At 39.1% G+C, this 16850-nt stretch carries 16 protein-coding genes; 8 read left to right on the top strand and 8 right to left on the bottom strand.

Annotated features, from left to right (window positions below):
- The first annotated feature begins 442 nt into the window (after positions 1 to 442).
- Positions 443 to 946, top strand: a complete 504-nt coding sequence (locus OXPF_RS09015) for a PaaI family thioesterase (RefSeq protein WP_054874869.1) — start codon at positions 443 to 445, stop codon at positions 944 to 946.
- An 8-nt stretch (positions 947 to 954) separates the two neighbouring features.
- Here OXPF_RS09015 and OXPF_RS09010 read toward each other — a convergent pair whose 3' ends face one another.
- From OXPF_RS09010 to OXPF_RS09000, 3 genes are all read right to left on the bottom strand, one after another.
- Positions 955 to 1887 (bottom strand): hypothetical protein, encoded by a 933-nt coding sequence (locus OXPF_RS09010; protein WP_054874868.1) that lies wholly within the window; start codon positions 1885 to 1887, stop codon positions 955 to 957.
- Between the two features lie 26 nt (positions 1888 to 1913).
- Positions 1914 to 3143, bottom strand: coding sequence for a competence/damage-inducible protein A (locus tag OXPF_RS09005; protein ID WP_054874867.1), 1230 nt, complete (start codon positions 3141 to 3143; stop codon positions 1914 to 1916).
- A 78-nt stretch (positions 3144 to 3221) separates the two neighbouring features.
- A complete protein-coding gene (locus OXPF_RS09000) occupies positions 3222 to 4400 on the bottom strand; it encodes an acyltransferase family protein (protein ID WP_054874866.1) in 1179 nt (392 codons plus the stop codon).
- Positions 4401 to 4964: 564 nt separating this feature from the next.
- Between OXPF_RS09000 and OXPF_RS08995 the strand changes: the two genes are divergently transcribed.
- Both OXPF_RS08995 and OXPF_RS08990 read left to right on the top strand, forming a co-directional pair.
- Positions 4965 to 5183, top strand: coding sequence for a hypothetical protein (locus tag OXPF_RS08995; protein WP_054874865.1), 219 nt, complete (start codon positions 4965 to 4967; stop codon positions 5181 to 5183).
- 29 nt (positions 5184 to 5212) lie between these two features.
- Positions 5213 to 5488, top strand: a complete 276-nt coding sequence (locus OXPF_RS08990) for an HU family DNA-binding protein (protein ID WP_054874864.1) — start codon at positions 5213 to 5215, stop codon at positions 5486 to 5488.
- A gap of 258 nt (positions 5489 to 5746) precedes the next feature.
- Here OXPF_RS08990 and OXPF_RS08985 read toward each other — a convergent pair whose 3' ends face one another.
- From OXPF_RS08985 to recD2, 4 genes are all read right to left on the bottom strand, one after another.
- The gene (locus OXPF_RS08985) at positions 5747 to 6025 is read right to left on the bottom strand and encodes a zinc-ribbon domain containing protein (RefSeq protein WP_054874863.1); all 279 of its coding nucleotides are present in this window, start codon (positions 6023 to 6025) and stop codon (positions 5747 to 5749) included.
- Between the two features lie 336 nt (positions 6026 to 6361).
- A complete protein-coding gene (locus OXPF_RS08980; protein ID WP_054874862.1) occupies positions 6362 to 7090 on the bottom strand; it encodes a ComF family protein in 729 nt (242 codons plus the stop codon).
- Positions 7091 to 8752 carry a hypothetical protein gene (locus OXPF_RS08975; protein ID WP_054874861.1) on the bottom strand — a complete coding sequence of 554 codons (1662 nt, stop codon included), beginning with the start codon at positions 8750 to 8752 and terminating at the stop codon, positions 7091 to 7093.
- Between the two features lie 4 nt (positions 8753 to 8756).
- Entirely contained in the window at positions 8757 to 10994 is a 2238-nt protein-coding gene (recD2, locus tag OXPF_RS08970) for an SF1B family DNA helicase RecD2 (protein ID WP_054874860.1), read from the bottom strand.
- 371 nt (positions 10995 to 11365) lie between these two features.
- Here recD2 and OXPF_RS08965 point away from each other — a divergent pair, with 371 nt between their 5' ends.
- The 5 genes from OXPF_RS08965 to OXPF_RS08945 are packed head-to-tail and all read left to right on the top strand — an operon-like array spanning position 11366 to position 16624.
- Positions 11366 to 12604 carry an efflux RND transporter periplasmic adaptor subunit gene (locus OXPF_RS08965; protein ID WP_054874859.1) on the top strand — a complete coding sequence of 413 codons (1239 nt, stop codon included), beginning with the start codon at positions 11366 to 11368 and terminating at the stop codon, positions 12602 to 12604.
- A 19-nt stretch (positions 12605 to 12623) separates the two neighbouring features.
- A complete protein-coding gene (locus OXPF_RS08960) occupies positions 12624 to 13316 on the top strand; it encodes an ABC transporter ATP-binding protein (protein WP_054874858.1) in 693 nt (230 codons plus the stop codon).
- A gap of 21 nt (positions 13317 to 13337) precedes the next feature.
- A complete protein-coding gene (locus OXPF_RS08955; protein ID WP_054874857.1) occupies positions 13338 to 14609 on the top strand; it encodes an ABC transporter permease in 1272 nt (423 codons plus the stop codon).
- 36 nt (positions 14610 to 14645) lie between these two features.
- Complete coding sequence (locus OXPF_RS08950; RefSeq protein ID WP_054874856.1) at positions 14646 to 15320, top strand: response regulator transcription factor; 675 nt, start codon at positions 14646 to 14648, stop codon at positions 15318 to 15320.
- On the top strand, positions 15317 to 16624 hold the full coding sequence (locus OXPF_RS08945; RefSeq protein WP_054874855.1) for a sensor histidine kinase: 1308 nt from the start codon (positions 15317 to 15319) through the stop codon (positions 16622 to 16624). The genes OXPF_RS08950 and OXPF_RS08945 overlap by 4 nt, the downstream gene beginning before the upstream one ends.
- A 57-nt stretch (positions 16625 to 16681) precedes the next feature.
- Here the strand turns inward: OXPF_RS08945 and OXPF_RS21720 are convergent, their stop codons facing one another.
- A complete protein-coding gene (locus OXPF_RS21720) occupies positions 16682 to 16831 on the bottom strand; it encodes a YvrJ family protein (protein ID WP_083479802.1) in 150 nt (49 codons plus the stop codon).
- Positions 16832 to 16850: the final 19 nt, after the last annotated feature.

Genomic DNA, 16850 nt, shown 5'->3' with positions numbered 1-16850 from the left:
GGTGACATATACGTTGGTGACATTCCTTTAGGAGTGTCGCCTTTCATTATTCTAATGTCCCTAACTTATATTTCGTAAATTTGGCACATTTTCATTAGGGTATGATACCGAAAGTTTTCATGGACAAAAATGTAAGTTTGGCTAAACTCTCAATTCAGCTTCGTGCTATAATTATATAAAAAGAATTTACAGCTTTATTGGGCTGATTCATTTGGAACAACAAAATGAGCATTGTGAGAGTTTTTAACAAGTTCTTGGTGACTCTGTCTCAGAAAACACTTAGAATTTTAGATTGTTGAGCCAGAGCGAGTTATCAAAATTTTTGTGTTTTCAAGACAGGGAGCCTTAGAGCTTAAGTAACTCTCAACACAGTAAATGTCGTGTTCCAAATGAATCAGCCTCCATAAGAAATTCTTTTATACAACATTTCGGAGGACATGATATGAAATATAAAGTAATGAAGAAACAGAAAAACAGCAGAAAATGTATAGTGTGCGGTATGAAGAACGATCTTGGGCTTAAAGCTTCTTTTTATGAACTGGAAAACGGTGAATTGGCTGCAATTTTTACTCCCATTGAGGAGCATCAAAGCTATCCAGGCAGGCTCCACGGCGGAGTGGCGGGAGCCATACTTGATGAAACCATAGGAAGGGCAATCAATATCACCGATGAGGATGTTTGGGGCGTCACTGTTGAATTAAATTTGAAATATCACAAGCCTGTAGCCCTTAACGAGCAATTAAGGGTGGTAGGCAGGATAACAAGGGATACAAGAAGGCTATTCGAAGGCACTGGCGAGATTCTTTTAAAAAACGGAGATATTGCCGTAAGCGCTTCTGGGAAATACATGAAGCTGCCCCTCAGCCAAATTGCTGATTTTAACGAGGATACAGAAGAATGGAGGGTGCTTCCGTCAGATGAAGACCCAGCCGAAATAGAGGTATAGGTTATTTCCTATGCCTTTTCCACTATTTCCAATCTTTCCTTCTCAAGCCTGTCAATTTTTCTCTTCATATAATCGGATTCTTCCTTTAACTTCAATAATACGGTTTTTACCGTAGATATAGTGTCTTTGACCTTATACTGTGCATCATCTATCCTGCCCTGTACCGCCGAGTCTGCAAATAAACCGTCGAAGAAATAGTCCGCAAAGGTTAAGAAAGATCCTATTTCTATTTTAATTTCTACTTCCCCGCCAACATCCCTGAGTTCGTTATGAAACCTTCTCAAAAGTGACTGAGTGTTGTCTATCTCCTTCTTGGCTTCATCTATACTGGAATGCTTGGCGGCGGTCGATAAGAACCCTCCTCCAAACATGTCCCACACTCCCCAATTGTGAGCCGATTGGAGGCTTTCGCTTACTTTATCGAGAGAATTTAAAAGGCGGTCTCCGGCATATAATGCCTCGTCAACTTCCTTTTGCCTGGATTTTAGCCCAGCCTGTTCTTCAATTATTTCATTTATTCTGGAAGACTCAGGAGTACCGGAGGTCATATACTTTTCCTTCTCCTTAATGACTTCTTCATACTCCTTATCGATGCCTTGATAGCCTGAAATTACTGTGCTGGTCTGCCAAATCTGCTTTGATGTTTCCTCCAGTTCGGTACACACACTGTCGTACTTAAGTTTTACAGTAAGTACTTCACTTTTTTCCTTTTCAAGCCGTTCTTCCCTATCACCTTTAAGCATGTGTAAAAATCCTGTAATAGATATGCCCTGCAGCTTCTCTACATCAAATTCTTCCTTTTTAAGCTGTTGACCAAGGTTTAGCTTTTTAGCCTCTAATTCCTTCTGTATATCTACGAGCCTATAAAGCAATCCTTTAAGCCTTTCTCTTTCATTTATTTTATATTTTATCTCAAGCAGCCTGTCATTTACTGTAGGCATCTCATTTCCTCCTTTATTATAAAATATTACTTGATTTCTCTTCTTAACCAGTCAAGGGCAGATATGGCAGTGCGGTTTCTTATATTCTGCCTGTCTCCCCAGAAATTTAGTTTCTTCGTCTTAACGCTTCCTTTTATATATAATCCGACATATACCAGGCCTACAGGTTTTTCAGCAGTGCCTCCGTCAGGGCCTGCAATGCCCGTAACAGAAATCCCTATATCCGTACCTGCTGTTTTTGCAATTCCAACAGCCATTTCTTCGGCAGTTTCCTTGCTTACAGCACCGTATTTGTCCAATGTCTCTTTCTTAACACCAAGTCTTTTAACCTTTGCATCATTGCTGTAGGAAACTACCCCTTCCATGAATACCGAGGATATGCCGGGATAATTTATAAGCTTTGATGCAATAAGGCCTCCGGTACAGGATTCAGCCGTTGCAATCGTAAGGTTTTTATCTATCAAAAGCTTTGCCACCACTTCTTCTATGGTGGTATCATCCACTCCGTAAATATAGTCTCCTAATCTCTCTCTTATATTGCTCTCCATGGGTACAAGAAGCTTAACAGCCTCCTCTTTAATGTTTGCTTTTGAGGTAATGCGAAGTGTAGCTTCACCATCTTTTACATAAGGCGCCACAGTAGGATTATCCTGGGAATCTATTATATCTTTAACCCTATCCTCCATTTCGCTTTCGCCTAAACCCAATACCCTTAATACTCTTGAAACTAAAACACCGTCGCTGAATTTTTCAAGATAAGGCACAGCATAATTTTCAAACATAGGCTTCATTTCCCTTGGAGGTCCCGGCATCATTATAAGTATTTTCCCTTTATCCTCTATAATGCAGCCGGGGGCGGAACCATGGTCGTTTTTAAGTATGATGCAGCCTTTTGGCATATAGGCCTGCTTCTTATTGGACTCTAAAACAGGCCTGTTATTCCTTTTTGAATACTCTTCTATTTTTTTCATGGATTCCTCATCCACGACAAGCTCCTTATTAAAATACTCCGCTGCAATTTCCTTTGTCAAATCATCCTTTGTAGGTCCTAAACCACCTGTTGTTATGACTAAATCAGCTCTTTTAAAAGCCAGTTCATAGGCATCTTTAAGCCTCTCAGGGTTATCTCCCACCACTGAATGGTGATACACGGATATCCCAAGGTCGGCTAATCGCCTTGCAATGTACTGAGCATTAGTATTTACGATATCTCCAAGAAGAAGTTCGGTTCCTACCGCCAGAATTTCAGCTTTCATTTTGCTACCTCCATTATATTCACAAAAAATTTAGTTTTTTTGTTGTGTCTCAATATACCAGAATATGCTCTGATGACTTTAAACATTGCCGCGGTATAAAAGACTATCCTTTATCAAAACTATCAGTACCCAAAGTAAGGTATATGCTATAGAAAAATAATATGAATCATTTATATTTCCTGCCCATGGAGTAAAGAGCTTATTGCATAAATACAGATTTAAAGGAAGGTTCACTCCGGCTGCTTTATCCGGTACCTGCAGGACCCAGAGAGTTTTAGACACCAGATGAAACCCTATATATATGAATATAGGATTGCTCCCCAGAATGAGGAATGGTTTAAATACTGTGCTATACCCTATTACATCTAATATGAGGTAGCATACACCAAGTATGATTAAGGCAGCTCCGCAGGTATACAGTACGTAGGAACTTGACCAAAGGTCTTTATTTATTGGAATGTATTTACCTGCCATGGTTCCCAATACCATACTTATGACTCCCGATATTATCAGATACCCTATCTTGTTTATACTTTTGAGTCTTTCAGATAACAGCACCTGTCCTCCGATTACACCAAAAAGTATAGTTGAAATAGCAGGTATTGTGCTTATCAAACCTTCCGGGTCCCAGGTGGAAGTATACAAATGTCCTTTTAAAATCAGCATATCCACATATTGCACAAGGTTTCCGTCCTTTGCAAGTATCCCGGGCCCATAGCCCGGCACACTTATATACTTTATCATCAAATAGTAAATAACAAGTATGAATATGGATATAGCTCCCTGTATAAATGCATTTGTCCAAAGCACCAGAATACCCGCAACCAGATATACAACAGCTATCCGCTGGAGAACGCCGGGTATCCTTATTGCCGAAAAATTAAAGGCAGGAAATCCGTTAAGGAACAATCCCATCAGGAAGAGTACGGCTGCCCTGTGTAGTATATGTATAAGTATCTTAAGCTTCGATTGCCCTTTATCCATCCTTCTTCTCACAGAGTTTGGAATTACTGTTCCTGCTATGAATATAAAAAAAGGAAATACATAATCAGCCCAGGTTAATCCATCCCACGGCGCATGTACAAAGCTTGAAGAAACATGTTCATAGTTTCCCGGGTTTTCAATAAACAGCATTGATGCAATTGTGATGCCTCTGAAAGCATCAATACATTTCATACGTGTTTGATTCGATGCTGCTATTTTGCTGTTGGCTTCTTTATGTACCCTGCTATCTTTTGAAAAATTGTCTTCTTGCATCCTGTTCACCCCGTAAAAATATCTTCCGATTAGCAATAACCTTATTAATTATGACTCTCATTACCAAATCAAGGAAACACTTGAAATGCATATACTGCTTATTAATACAATTTCCCAAAACTGATTTGTTTTATATACAAAAGCAAATATAATATTGTTCCTTATCTCTCCACAAGTTTATTTTACCCTAACTCACTCACCTTTGTCCGGCAAATTGAGTATTTATAACCCATATTATATATCCAAAAATAAACTTTTTCCATAATAAGGCGATATAAAAATTTATTATGTCGTATTGCGCGAAGTTTATCGAAACTTATGGAAGATTCCTATCTTAGCTATAAATCAGTATTTATATTAAATAAATTTATCAAAAAATTCAATTTTTATTAAAATTAATTAAAATTTTCATTAAAGTATTGATTTTTCTTGCCGAAATATTATACTGATAGTAGAAAGCAGTCATTTCTTATAAAATTAATGTTAAATTACGGAACTTGAATAAAGTTGACATTTCGCGTATCAATTCTTACAGAAGAGAAAATGTTGGAGAGGTGCGATTTAATGAAGAGTATTAAGGAACTTCAGCTCCCGGAAATTGGACAGACTATCATATTAACAGAAAACTACGGCAAGAGGAAAATAAGAAAAATTCCCTGCCGTGTCGAAGGTATATATAACACTTACATACTTGTGAAGCGTCAGGACAATTCGACAAAAGAATCCTTTATGAAGTCAGATTTTCTTACGGGCTTCTTAGAATATGAAAAATGTGCTTATTAAAAAATTTTATTTAAAGAGGAGACATTGAAATGAACAAAAGCGAACTCATAACTAAAGTTTCAGAAAAATGTGATTTCACAAAAAAGGACGCATCAAAAGCTCTCGAAGCGTTCATGGAAAGCATTAAGGAATCAGTCTCAAAAGGCGACAAGGTTACACTTATAGGATTCGGTTCCTTCGAACCAAGGAAGAGACCTGCACACAAAGGAAGAAGCCCGCAGACGGGAATTGAAATAGCTATTCCGGCTTCAACCTATCCTGTGTTTAAAGCAGGCAAGGATTTTAAAGTCAGGGTAAACAAATAATACTATCCCCTTCAAGTATAATAAAAGCAGACCGAGATAATATCTCGGTCTGCTTTTATTATAGCACAAACATAGGTTCCCTAAGACGGGGCTGCCGCATTTGAAACACTCATTCGCTGTGCTCATTTATGTTGTTTCAAAATGCGGCAGCCTCGTTAAGTTCTTATTTCACCATATAAAATAAGACCCCACCATTAGGTGGAGCCTTTTGTGACCTGCATTTATTGGATTATAACCCTTTCGCAAAGCTTTAAGGGATTACTTCCTTGCCTCGTAGCAATCACGGCAATAAACCGGTCTGTCTGAACTTGGCTGGAATGGAACCTGTGCTTCAGCACCACATCCTGAACAAACAGCTGTAAACATTTCTCTCTTTGCTCCTGCTGGCTTTCTAGCACCTTTCTTAGCCATTCTGCAATCCCTGCAGCGGCTTGGTTCATTCTGGAATCCTTTCTCAGCATAGAATTCCTGTTCTCCTGCTGTGAAAACGAATTCCTGTCCGCAGTCTTTGCATACTAAAGTTTTGTCTTGATACATTGAAAAATCCCCTCGCTTTGTGGCAACCGCCATGAGTTATTTATTAAACCAGAGCTTGTACGCTCAAAGTTTCATATGTACTAAGCATTATATTAGCTGACCTGGTCTTTGCCCCCACACCCGCCTGCTGGAAGTTTTGCTTAAGGTTCATTCCTCTCACTAATCCCTCTCTCGCCCTAAGACGGCAGGTCTTACCCCTAAACCGCACCATGCTCATTGAAATTTTTTTCAACTTACGTGGGTCGTTTCGCTTGCGACTAGCATCGACTTTCAACCACAGACCTAATATAATACTACTAGATTATTATAACTTCAAATTATATCAAATTGCAACAATTATTTGACAGATGACGGCGTAGCTGCTGTCAGGCAGTATATTTTTCGTGCTCCAAAAGACTTCAAAACGGAGCTGCACTCGTTCAATGTTGCCCCTGTTGTCATTATATCGTCTATCAGCAAAATGTTGCTGCCTTTGATTTTCTTAGCAGAACCGATTTCAAAGGCGCCTTTAATGTTGTTTCTCCGCTCAGTTTTTGAAAGGTTAAACTGACTCTTTGTATACCTGTTTCTTATAAGCCCGCCATTTAATACATCGATATCGCATTCCCGTCCAACTACTTCAGCTAAAAGATAAGATTGATTATACCCTCTCTCCTTTAATTTATCAGAATGCAGGGGAACAGGTATTATAATGTCAACATCCCAGCTCTTACTTTTAAGCTTTTCTGCCATAAAAAGTCCTATAGGGTGTGACATATAATCTTCACCATCATATTTAAACCTGTGGAGCATATCCTTTGCAATACCTGAAAATTCAAAAACAGATAAACATTTATCAAACTGCGCATCCTTGCAGTCCTCGCATACCGCTCTTTCTTCTCTTTCAAGAGGCCTGCCGCATGTATTGCACACCCCTTCTCCTAAAACAGGCAAAAGGCTTATGCAGTATCCACAAAGCTCATGGTCATTAAAGTTTTTTAAAGGAGTACCGCAGTATAAGCAGTTAATTTTTTTGGGGTATACCAAATCCAATACCCCATTTATAACATTCTTTAAAACTTCCATTTACTTTAAATACCCCATTTCCCAGGCGCATTTATTTAAAAATCTCAGCATTTCCCTTGCTTTTTCCATAGGACGGTTTTCCTTTGAAGCCACGTAAACAACTTCGCCTGAGGATTGTAAATCACTCATTCCGCAAAGCCCGGCACATAATAACAAGCTTCTCTCATCAAAAACATTTTCGTCATCTGCAAGAAATACTATTATATTTTCTGCCTGTTCCAATGTTATATCTGCCGAATATTCTTTTATTTCAATCAATGGCATTTCTTTGGAGAGCCACTTTTTTTCTATTTCCCCTGTAGATATAAGCTCTTCCTTTAATAAACTTACAAGCTCACTATCCGGAGCTATTATATTTAAATACTTCTTCTGTACAGCAGAATAAGTTATAAAATCCATGACGCTTCTTGGTATAAATAAGTTGTCCTTGGATAATGTGTTATATGTCATCACTCTGGGCTCCGGTGACGGTTTGCCGTGATTTCTAAGCGGTACCGCCGCCACATTCATTTTTTTCTTTTGTGCCGTATCAAATAATTCAAACTTGGGGGTTGAAGTCATATAAATAACTTTCCCACAAGGCTTAACTGCTCTTCTTACTATCTTCAGTCCGGGATTTATACCTCCGCCTGTTTTGCCTGTTTTATCCCATAGCAGCAATAAGTCAAAGGCGCCCGTTAATCTTTTTATATCATCGAAGGCAAATATATTTATACCTTCAGTTATATCCATACTTAATACTCTTTCAAACCTGAATTCATAATCGGGAAAAACAGAGTTTACGGCTGAAGAAAACATGTTTCCCATTTCTTCAGTTTCCACAGCTACGCCCACATTACCGCCTTTATTAAGCACCTCTCTCATCGCCCTCATGGGAATGTTTAAATCCTCTGCTCCCGGTACTGTCCAAATCAAGCATTCCTGTGCGTCTTCAGTCAAAAAGTTCATAAGCTCGTAGGATGCTTTATCCTGATATAATGAAAGTTTTCTCGTATCTTTAAATTTAATATGAGTCCTTCTAGTCTCCTCTTCTTTATAAACACAAAAATACAGCACATCTTGAGCTTCAGCATTTGCACCGCAGCAGGGGCATGTTGCATATTCTGTGCCGTATCCGTACAATTCTTCTTCACAAAGCATGCATATATATTTCCGCCCGGGTCTGTCTATCCATAAAGATGGCAGTATATTTATTTTTTCCTGAAGGTAAAGTACATGAAGGAGATCATGGAGATTGCCTTCGGTAAAAATATGCTTCTCTTCTATTATATTAATAAGTTCATGATAGCTCATAATCCTGCCTTTAATAAGGGAATAAACAGCATCAAGACTTAATTCATCCACCCATTCTCCCATAGCAACATGCCGGGCCTTTTTCAAGGGCTTTATCCCGAGATCACTCATGGCTGATTTTATGAGGTTTAATTTTGCAGCATCCCCTTTTCTCCCCCCATAAAAAATCATGGTTTTCAAAAGGCCTTTATGTCTGCTGACTGATCTCATCACATAGTTTGCCTGTGAAATATCCATGTCTGAAGATATGACTTCAAAGCCATATAAATTATGGCTCCTCTTTATAAATTCGTAATCAATCTGAGGGTTATGGGTAATGTTCACAATATTGCCATCAGCGGTGTGGGCGCAGTATATCACATACTTCATATATTCACCTCGCAGCAAAGATTCCAGAATCTATAAGCTTCTCCATCCTGTGCTTCAACCCTGAGAATCTTTTTGTGATTCTGTTGTTATCTACCATTCCGGCCAAAACCTTCCTGCTCCCTGCAATTACCACCATTTCCTTCGCCCTGGTTATTCCGGTGTACAAAAGGTTTCTGGTCATAAGCATGGGGGGACCCCATACTGCAGGCATGACTATAACGGGGAATTCACTTCCCTGGCTTTTATGTATGGTCACTGCGTAAGCAAGCTCAAGCTCCTCAAAATTTATGGCTTCATAAATTACCCGCCTTTCATCATCGAAAATAACCGAAATATTATTATTTTCATTATCAATGTATTCAATATATCCAAGGTCGCCGTTAAATACTCCTTTCCCTTCATCATCGCCATATCCTGCAATCCTGTCCCATTTTATATTGTAATTGTTTTTAATCTGCATTACCTTATCACCTGAGCGGAGAATGCAATCCCGTATTTTCTTCTCATCCTTGTCTGGAGACTTCGGGTTTAATATTTCCTGGAGCCTTATATTTAAATTATTTACACCGCATACTCCCTTCCGCATGGGGGTTAGAACCTGAATGTATTTTTGCGGGTCTATGCCGTCTTTGAAACCAGGTATGCGGTTTTTTACAAGGTCCAATATGAGCTTAACCGTGTCCTCCTGATTGGGAGTAGACAAAAAGAAGAAGTCCTTCTCCTTTTCATTGAGATAAGGATATTCACCCCTGTTGATCCTGTGAGCATTTAAAACTATGAGGCTTTCCTCAGATTGCCTGAAGATTTCAGTAAGCTTGACTACAGGGATATATGAGCTCTCTATGAGGTCACGCAGCACATTTCCCGGCCCTACTGAAGGCAATTGATCCACATCCCCCACTATTATAAGGCGGGTACCGGGAACCAATGCCTTAAGAAGATTATTCATCAAAAGTATGTCTACCATGGATGCTTCATCTATAATGACAGCGCCTACCTTTAAGGGGTCTGAATCATCCTTTAAAAATGTCATGTTATCTTCCCCTTCTGAATAGCCCATTTCTAAAAGCCTGTGAATGGTTTTTGCTTCTCTCTTCGTCGCTTCAGTCATTCTCTTTGCCGCCCTTCCTGTAGGGGCAGCCAAGGATATGGATACCTCGTATTTTTCCATTATATTAATAATGCATTTTATTATGGTTGTTTTACCCGTTCCCGGGCCTCCCGTAATTATTGCCACACCGTTTTCAATGGCGCATTTTATAGCCTCTTTTTGCTGGGGATGAAGTTCAATGCCAGTCTTATCCTCATATTCTTCTATCTCTTTTTGCATGTCTACATCCAGCTTTTCTGTTTTAAATGCTGCCATTTCAAGGATTCTTTTGGATACGCCGGTCTCGGAATAATAAAAAGGCATGAGATATACGCCGGTTACATCATCCATAACCTCCAGCACAACTTCTTTATTTAGTGCGAGGGAGACTAGAGAATCTTCAATAAGGTCTTTATCTACATTTAAGAGCTCACCGCATTTATCTATCAGCACATCAGAAGGAAGATAGGTATGTCCTCCGCTGCCGCTGTATTCTGCCAGCACGAATTTAATCCCTGCCATAAGTCTGTATTTGGAAGCCCTTTCAATGCCCATATTTTGAGCTATTCTGTCTGCCGTTTTAAAGCCTATGCCAAAGACGTCAACTGTGAGCCGGTAGGGATTTTCTTTTATGGCATTTATGGCGTTTTGGCCATACTTTTTATATATTTTTATGGCATTAGCGCCGGATATTCCGTAGGTCTGCAAAAATACCATGACGTTTTTTAGCTCTCGCTGCTCGCTAAAGGATTCCGCTATGAGTTTTGCCTTTTTTTCGCCTATTCCTTCCACTTCTGTAAGCCTTATAGGATTGTATTCTATGACATCTAATGTATCTTCTTTGAAATAATCCACCATCCTTTTGGCAGTAGCCGGGCCTATACCGTTTATAAGGCCTGATGCCAGATACTTCTCAATAGCAGAAATGTCAGTAGGCAGGACTTCCTCAAAAAAATCAATTTTGAGCTGCTGTCCATACTCGGGATGATTAACCCAGGCTCCCTTAATTCTTACAGACTGCCCTTCATTTATGACAGGTACATAACCTACAACAGTGATTATCTCTCTTCCTTTTTTAAGTCTTGCCACAGTATATCCGTTACTTTCATTTGTATATACTATGGAGTCTATTACTCCCTCTATCTCAACCAAGTATATCTCTCCTTAAATACTCTTTTGCCCTCTTATCAATGAAAAGCAAATATCTTTGTATAAGTTTCCACCATTATCAAGTATTTCCTGCACAATTTATATTATATCATAAAATTTGCATAGCAAATTTCATGTGGCAACGATTCCTAAGGAATCATTATATCATGAATCTTACTGTGTAAAATTTATGTGAAATAAATCTTTGATTCATTAATTCATGAAATTTCTCATGTGAATTTCATGACAAAGGTTATTAAATAATTATTTTATATAAACTTAATAATTATTATATATAAAGTTCATGTTGAGTTCATATTGCTCCTTTACGATAAAAATGTCGAATATCAGTAAAGAAAAGGGGTTAAACCAATATGAAAAAAAAGGTTCTTATATTCAGTGCAGTACTAGTTTTAGCAATAGCAGCAGTTATAGGCTGGAGATTATCGGTATCAAAAGCGCAAAGTAAAACAGATATACAGACCTTTACTTTAAAAAAATCCGATCTTTTGGATTCCGTGCTTGTATCTGGCAGGGTTATAAGCAGCAATAATGAAAATGTATATTCAAAAGTAACAAACTATCCTATCAAGAAAGTAAATGTAGAGGTTGGCGATAAGGTAAAAGCAGGTGATGTACTTGCCCAGCTTGATACATCTTCCCTTGAGCTTGATATAAAGCAGACGGAATTAAATATCAAGAATGCAGAAGCATCGCTTATAAACAATGACTTATCCAATGAGTATAGATTGCAGAATGCATTGAATGACTTGGAGTCAGCGTCCTTGGAATTAGAAAATTCTCAGAAAAGCTTTAACCAAATAAAAGAGCTATACGAAGCAGGCGCAAGTTCCATGGATGAATTTTCAAAGGCGGAATCCGCCTTAAAAAAGGCACAGCTCTTTTACGACAATGCACAGGCTTCTTTGCAGAATATTAAAAACGAGAACACGACTACAGCCAAAAATAATGTTGACCTTCAAAAAGTAGCCCTTGAAAAACAAAGAAAGGCACTGAATGATTCAAAAATAGTTGCGCCTATAGATGGAACTATTACTATGGTTAATGCAAAGGAAAACGGTTCGGCAGCAGGTTTATTGTTTGTCATAGAAGACACGGACAACCTTATTGTCTCAACCGAGATAGGGGAATATGATATTAACCTCGTGGAGATTGGGCAAGAGGTCGTCATAAAAACCGACGGTACGGGAGACAAGCAGTTTATGGGTACAGTTTCAAAAATTGCACCTACAGCATTAAAGGATTCCGTAGGGAATACCGCTTCTTCATCCAATGTGGAGTTTGACACTGAAATTCAATTGAAGGATAAAGATCCAAGCATTAAAATAGGTATGAATGTCCGGTTGACCATCAAACTTAACGAGAAGAAGGATGTTTATTCTGTACCCTATGATGCCATATCTGAAGAAACAGACGGCAGCCAGTGGATATATGTACTTGAAACGGAGCAAAAGGACGGCAAGTCCTCAATTTCCTCAAGAAAGATTGAGGTTGAAACAGGCATGGAAACGGATATGTATATAGAAATCAGCTCACCTGATTTAAAAGACGGTATGATCGTCCAAGCTAATCCAAAAGACATTCTCAAATAGCTTTTAAGGAGGACAAAAAATGATTGAAGTAGTAAATTTAAATAAATCTTATTTTATAGGCACTCCCAATGAGCTTTGTGTCTTGGATAATATAAATTTAAAAATTGAAGATGGTGAATTTGTCGCCCTTGTGGGAGCATCGGGATCCGGCAAATCAACTTTTATGAATATAGTCGGGGCGCTGGACCGGCCAACGTCCGGGGAGTACTACATCGACGGTGTCCCTGTCCATGATATGACGCAAAATGAGCTTTCGGATATCCGGGGAAAGAAGATAGGGTTTGTTTTCCAATCCTTTAATCTTATGGGACGTTCGAATGCTTTGAAAAATGTTGAATTGCCTATGTTATATGCAGGGGTATCCGGGAGGGAACGAAGCCGCCGTGCCAAAGAATTGCTTGAGCTTGTGGGAATGGGAGACAGAATCCATCACCTGCCGAACGAGCTGTCAGGAGGACAAAAACAGAGGGTCGCTATTGCACGGTCACTGGTTAACGATCCTTCCATAATACTTGCGGATGAGCCTACCGGGGCCCTTGACTCAAAAACAGGCGATATGGTTATGAACATATTTAAAAAAGTTCATAAAGAAAAAAAGAAAACTATTTTGCTTATTACTCACAGCATGGAAGTTGCTCAGATGGCTCAAAGAATTATTACAATACGGGATGGTAAAATATTAAGTGATGTACCGAATACTCCCGTTTCCTAAGCGAAAACCGAGGTGAATAGGATGTTTTTTAAAGAAAATATGATGCTGGCTTTAGAAAGCCTGCGTGCGAACAAAATGCGTGCACTTCTTACCATGCTTGGCATAATTATTGGTATAGCATCGGTAATTGCAATAATATCCGTAGGGGATTCACTTTCCTCTTATATTACTTCAGAAATGCAGAGTATGGGTACCAATAATTTTTTAGTTAATGTCCGTGAAAAAGAGAACCAGTTCGGAGGTCCTGCCGCAATGGGTTCGGGTGCTATTGCAGAGGATAAAGATTTAATAACCATGGAAATGCTTGATGCCTTTGAGGAACGGTTTAAGGAGCAGACAGCTGCAATCAGCTTCAGCGAATCGGTAGGAGCAGGACAGGTCAAGGACGGCAGGCTTTATGCCAATGTCGCTGTCTCAGGAGTCAATCCAGGCTACATGGCAGTCAACGATATTGAGCTGATTAGCGGCAGGTTTATAAATGACCGGGATATGGCAGGCGGGAAAAGCGTAGCCGTGATTTCAGATAAGCTTGTCAAAAATATCTTCGGAAGCAATATTGATCCCATAGGAAGCGAAATTAAATTCTACGGCTCTGACGGAATAAGGACATATATGGTTGTAGGTGTATATAAGCATGTGGACTCTGCCATGTTTTTAGGCGCATCGTCGGTATCCGAAAAGGATATGCAGACCAATTTATATATCCCTGTCACTCTGGCAAAACAGGATAAAACAATAAAAAATTATTCAAGAGTAATCGTCATGAGCAAATCCAATATTAATGCAGATAGCTTTACAGATGATATGGAAAAGTTTTTTGAGAAATACTATGATAAAAACCAGAAATGGGAAGCAAGCGTAATAAGCATGTCCAGCCAGATTGAGATGGCCTCCTCCATGCTTTCCACGGTGTCCACAGCCATTGCGGTTATTGCTGCAATATCCCTCTTAGTCGGCGGAATAGGTGTAATGAATATTATGCTGGTATCCGTAACGGAACGAACCCGGGAGATTGGCACCAGAAAGGCACTGGGGGCAAAAAACTTCCATATACGTATGCAGTTTATAACCGAAGCCATGATAATTTCACTTGTGGGAGGGCTCATAGGATTAATCTTGGGATTGATTATGGGCACCATAGGAAGTACTCTCATTGGTACCGATCCATCCTTTTCCTTGCCCACAATAATTATGACGGTTATCTTCTCAATGGCAATAGGGGTTTTCTTTGGCTATTATCCGGCAAACAGAGCTGCCCGGCTGGACCCCATTGACGCATTAAGATACGAATAACCGGTTTTAGAAAAAATTGTGAAAGGTGATGAGCACATGGTAAATATTCTTCTGGTTGACGATAACCAGGAAATAAGAAAACTGATGGAAATATATTTACGGCAGGAAGGATACCATGTGCTTCACGCCGACAATGGCGAAAAAGCACTGGAAGTATTAAAAATAACCAAGGCAGACCTTGTTATTGCCGATATAATGATGCCTGAAATGGACGGTTATGAGCTGACAAAAGAACTGCGTGATGCGTATTTTGATATGCCTATACTTATGGTCACGGCAAAAGATGCATTTCTGGATAAAAAGACCGGCTTTGAAACAGGAGCAGACGATTATATGACAAAGCCGGTAGACATGGAAGAGCTTATTTTGCGTGTAAAGGCGCTGCTTAGAAGGAGTAAAATCTCCAGTGAACGGCAGATAAGAATAGGGCAGATAACTCTTGATTTTGAAAGCCTGGAGGTAAGAACCCACTCCGAACTAATAATCCTGCCTAAAAAAGAGTTTTTCCTGTTATACAAGCTGCTTTCCTACCCCAAAAAGATATTCACCCGGCAGGAACTTATGGACGAAATCTGGGGTATGGACAGTGAGGCAGACGAACGTACGGTGGATGTGCATATTAAACGCTTAAGGGAAAAATTCGGTGAGCTTCCGGAATTTGAAATAATTACTGTCAGAGGACTCGGATACAAGGGGGTTATACACTGTTGAAAAGATCCATTTACCTTCGGTTGGTCCTGATTTATTTTTTTATCATCTTCCTTGGAAACTTTGCTGCACGGATTTTTGGAAGTTATACAATAGATCCGCTCCTGACAAAGGGTACTTCGAATGCATTTACTGAAATACTGAATGTTTCCAGGAATGTTTTAGAAAAAGGCGGAATAACAGTTAAAGAACTTGAAGGCCTTTATGCATCGGAAATTATCACCGTGAAATCCTATGAAAATATCAATGAGCTGGCATTTAACTACCAATTATCCTCTGAAGAGCTTGGTAAAATTAATAATTATCCGACTACTTTCAGCGGAAAGTGGAAAATCGGATATAAATTCAAAAGCCCTGTAAGTGTCATCAAATTCGGATATATATATATAGCGGCAGCTTTAAATGAAAACTATCCCTTCTCTGATTTTGGCAACATTATTTTAATGTACAATTTGCTCTCTATCTTTTTTGGTACAATTGTAATGCTGTTTGCCGCCCATTTTATTGTTGACCCCATCAAAAAGCTTACATGGGCTACCGATAGGATTGCCGGTGGAGATTTTTCTGTTCAAATTGAGAAAAAACGCAAAGATGAAATAGGACAATTGGTGGATAATTTTAATAAAATGGCAAAGGAGCTGGCAAGCACGGAAATGCTGCGCAACAACTTTATTTCGGATATATCCCATGAATTTAAAACCCCCCTTACATCCATAGAGGGATACACAAAGCTCCTAAAGAATTGCAAAAATGATTCAGAGCGCGATGAATATATTGAGATCATAACAAGAGAAACAAAGCGCCTCTCCGTACTTTCAGGCAATATACTCTTGCTGAACCGTATTGAAAATGAGAATATAACTCAGGTAAAAGACACCTTTAGATTGGACGAACAAATCCGTCAGGTAATTCTTTTAAGTGAAAATAAATGGATCAGTAAAAACATGGATTTGAATATAGAATTAGAAGAGATAAAATATACCGGCAATGAACAGCTTCTGTTTCAGGTCTGGCTTAATCTTTTGGATAATGCAATAAAGTTTTCAAATCGGAATGAAGCAATTGAAATCAGGCTGAAAAGGCAAGACGGCCAAACTATATTCTCCATTATGGATTATGGTAAAGGAATGTCGGAGGAACAACAAAAAAGAATGTCTGAAAAATTTTATACAGGAGATAAATCAAGAAATACTGAGGGTAATGGACTTGGACTTTCCATAGTAAAGCGTATAGTTGATATCCATGGCGGAACCATAGATGTACAAGGCAGAAAAGACGAATTTACATTAATAAAGGTTATTCTTTAATTACACGGAGATTTAAGTCCGGCTCAACAAAAATGTGAGAATCCCAGAAGGTGATTCTCACATTTTTGTTGCGGCATTCATAGCTGAGATGACTGATGACAGGTCGTTGATACTCAATGTGAGCTTTTCTATCTTTCCTTCGATTCTGATCAAAAGGAAGACAGATATTGCTATGGGAAAACCCAGATTGGAAATCAAAGATACCATTTCCGGCACGCCAAAACCT

The organism is Oxobacter pfennigii, assembly GCF_001317355.1.
Classification (GTDB): domain Bacteria; phylum Bacillota; class Clostridia; order Clostridiales; family Oxobacteraceae; genus Oxobacter; species Oxobacter pfennigii.
The sequence above is the reverse complement of the archived record's forward strand: the minus strand, read 5'-3'. Positions and strand labels throughout refer to the sequence as shown.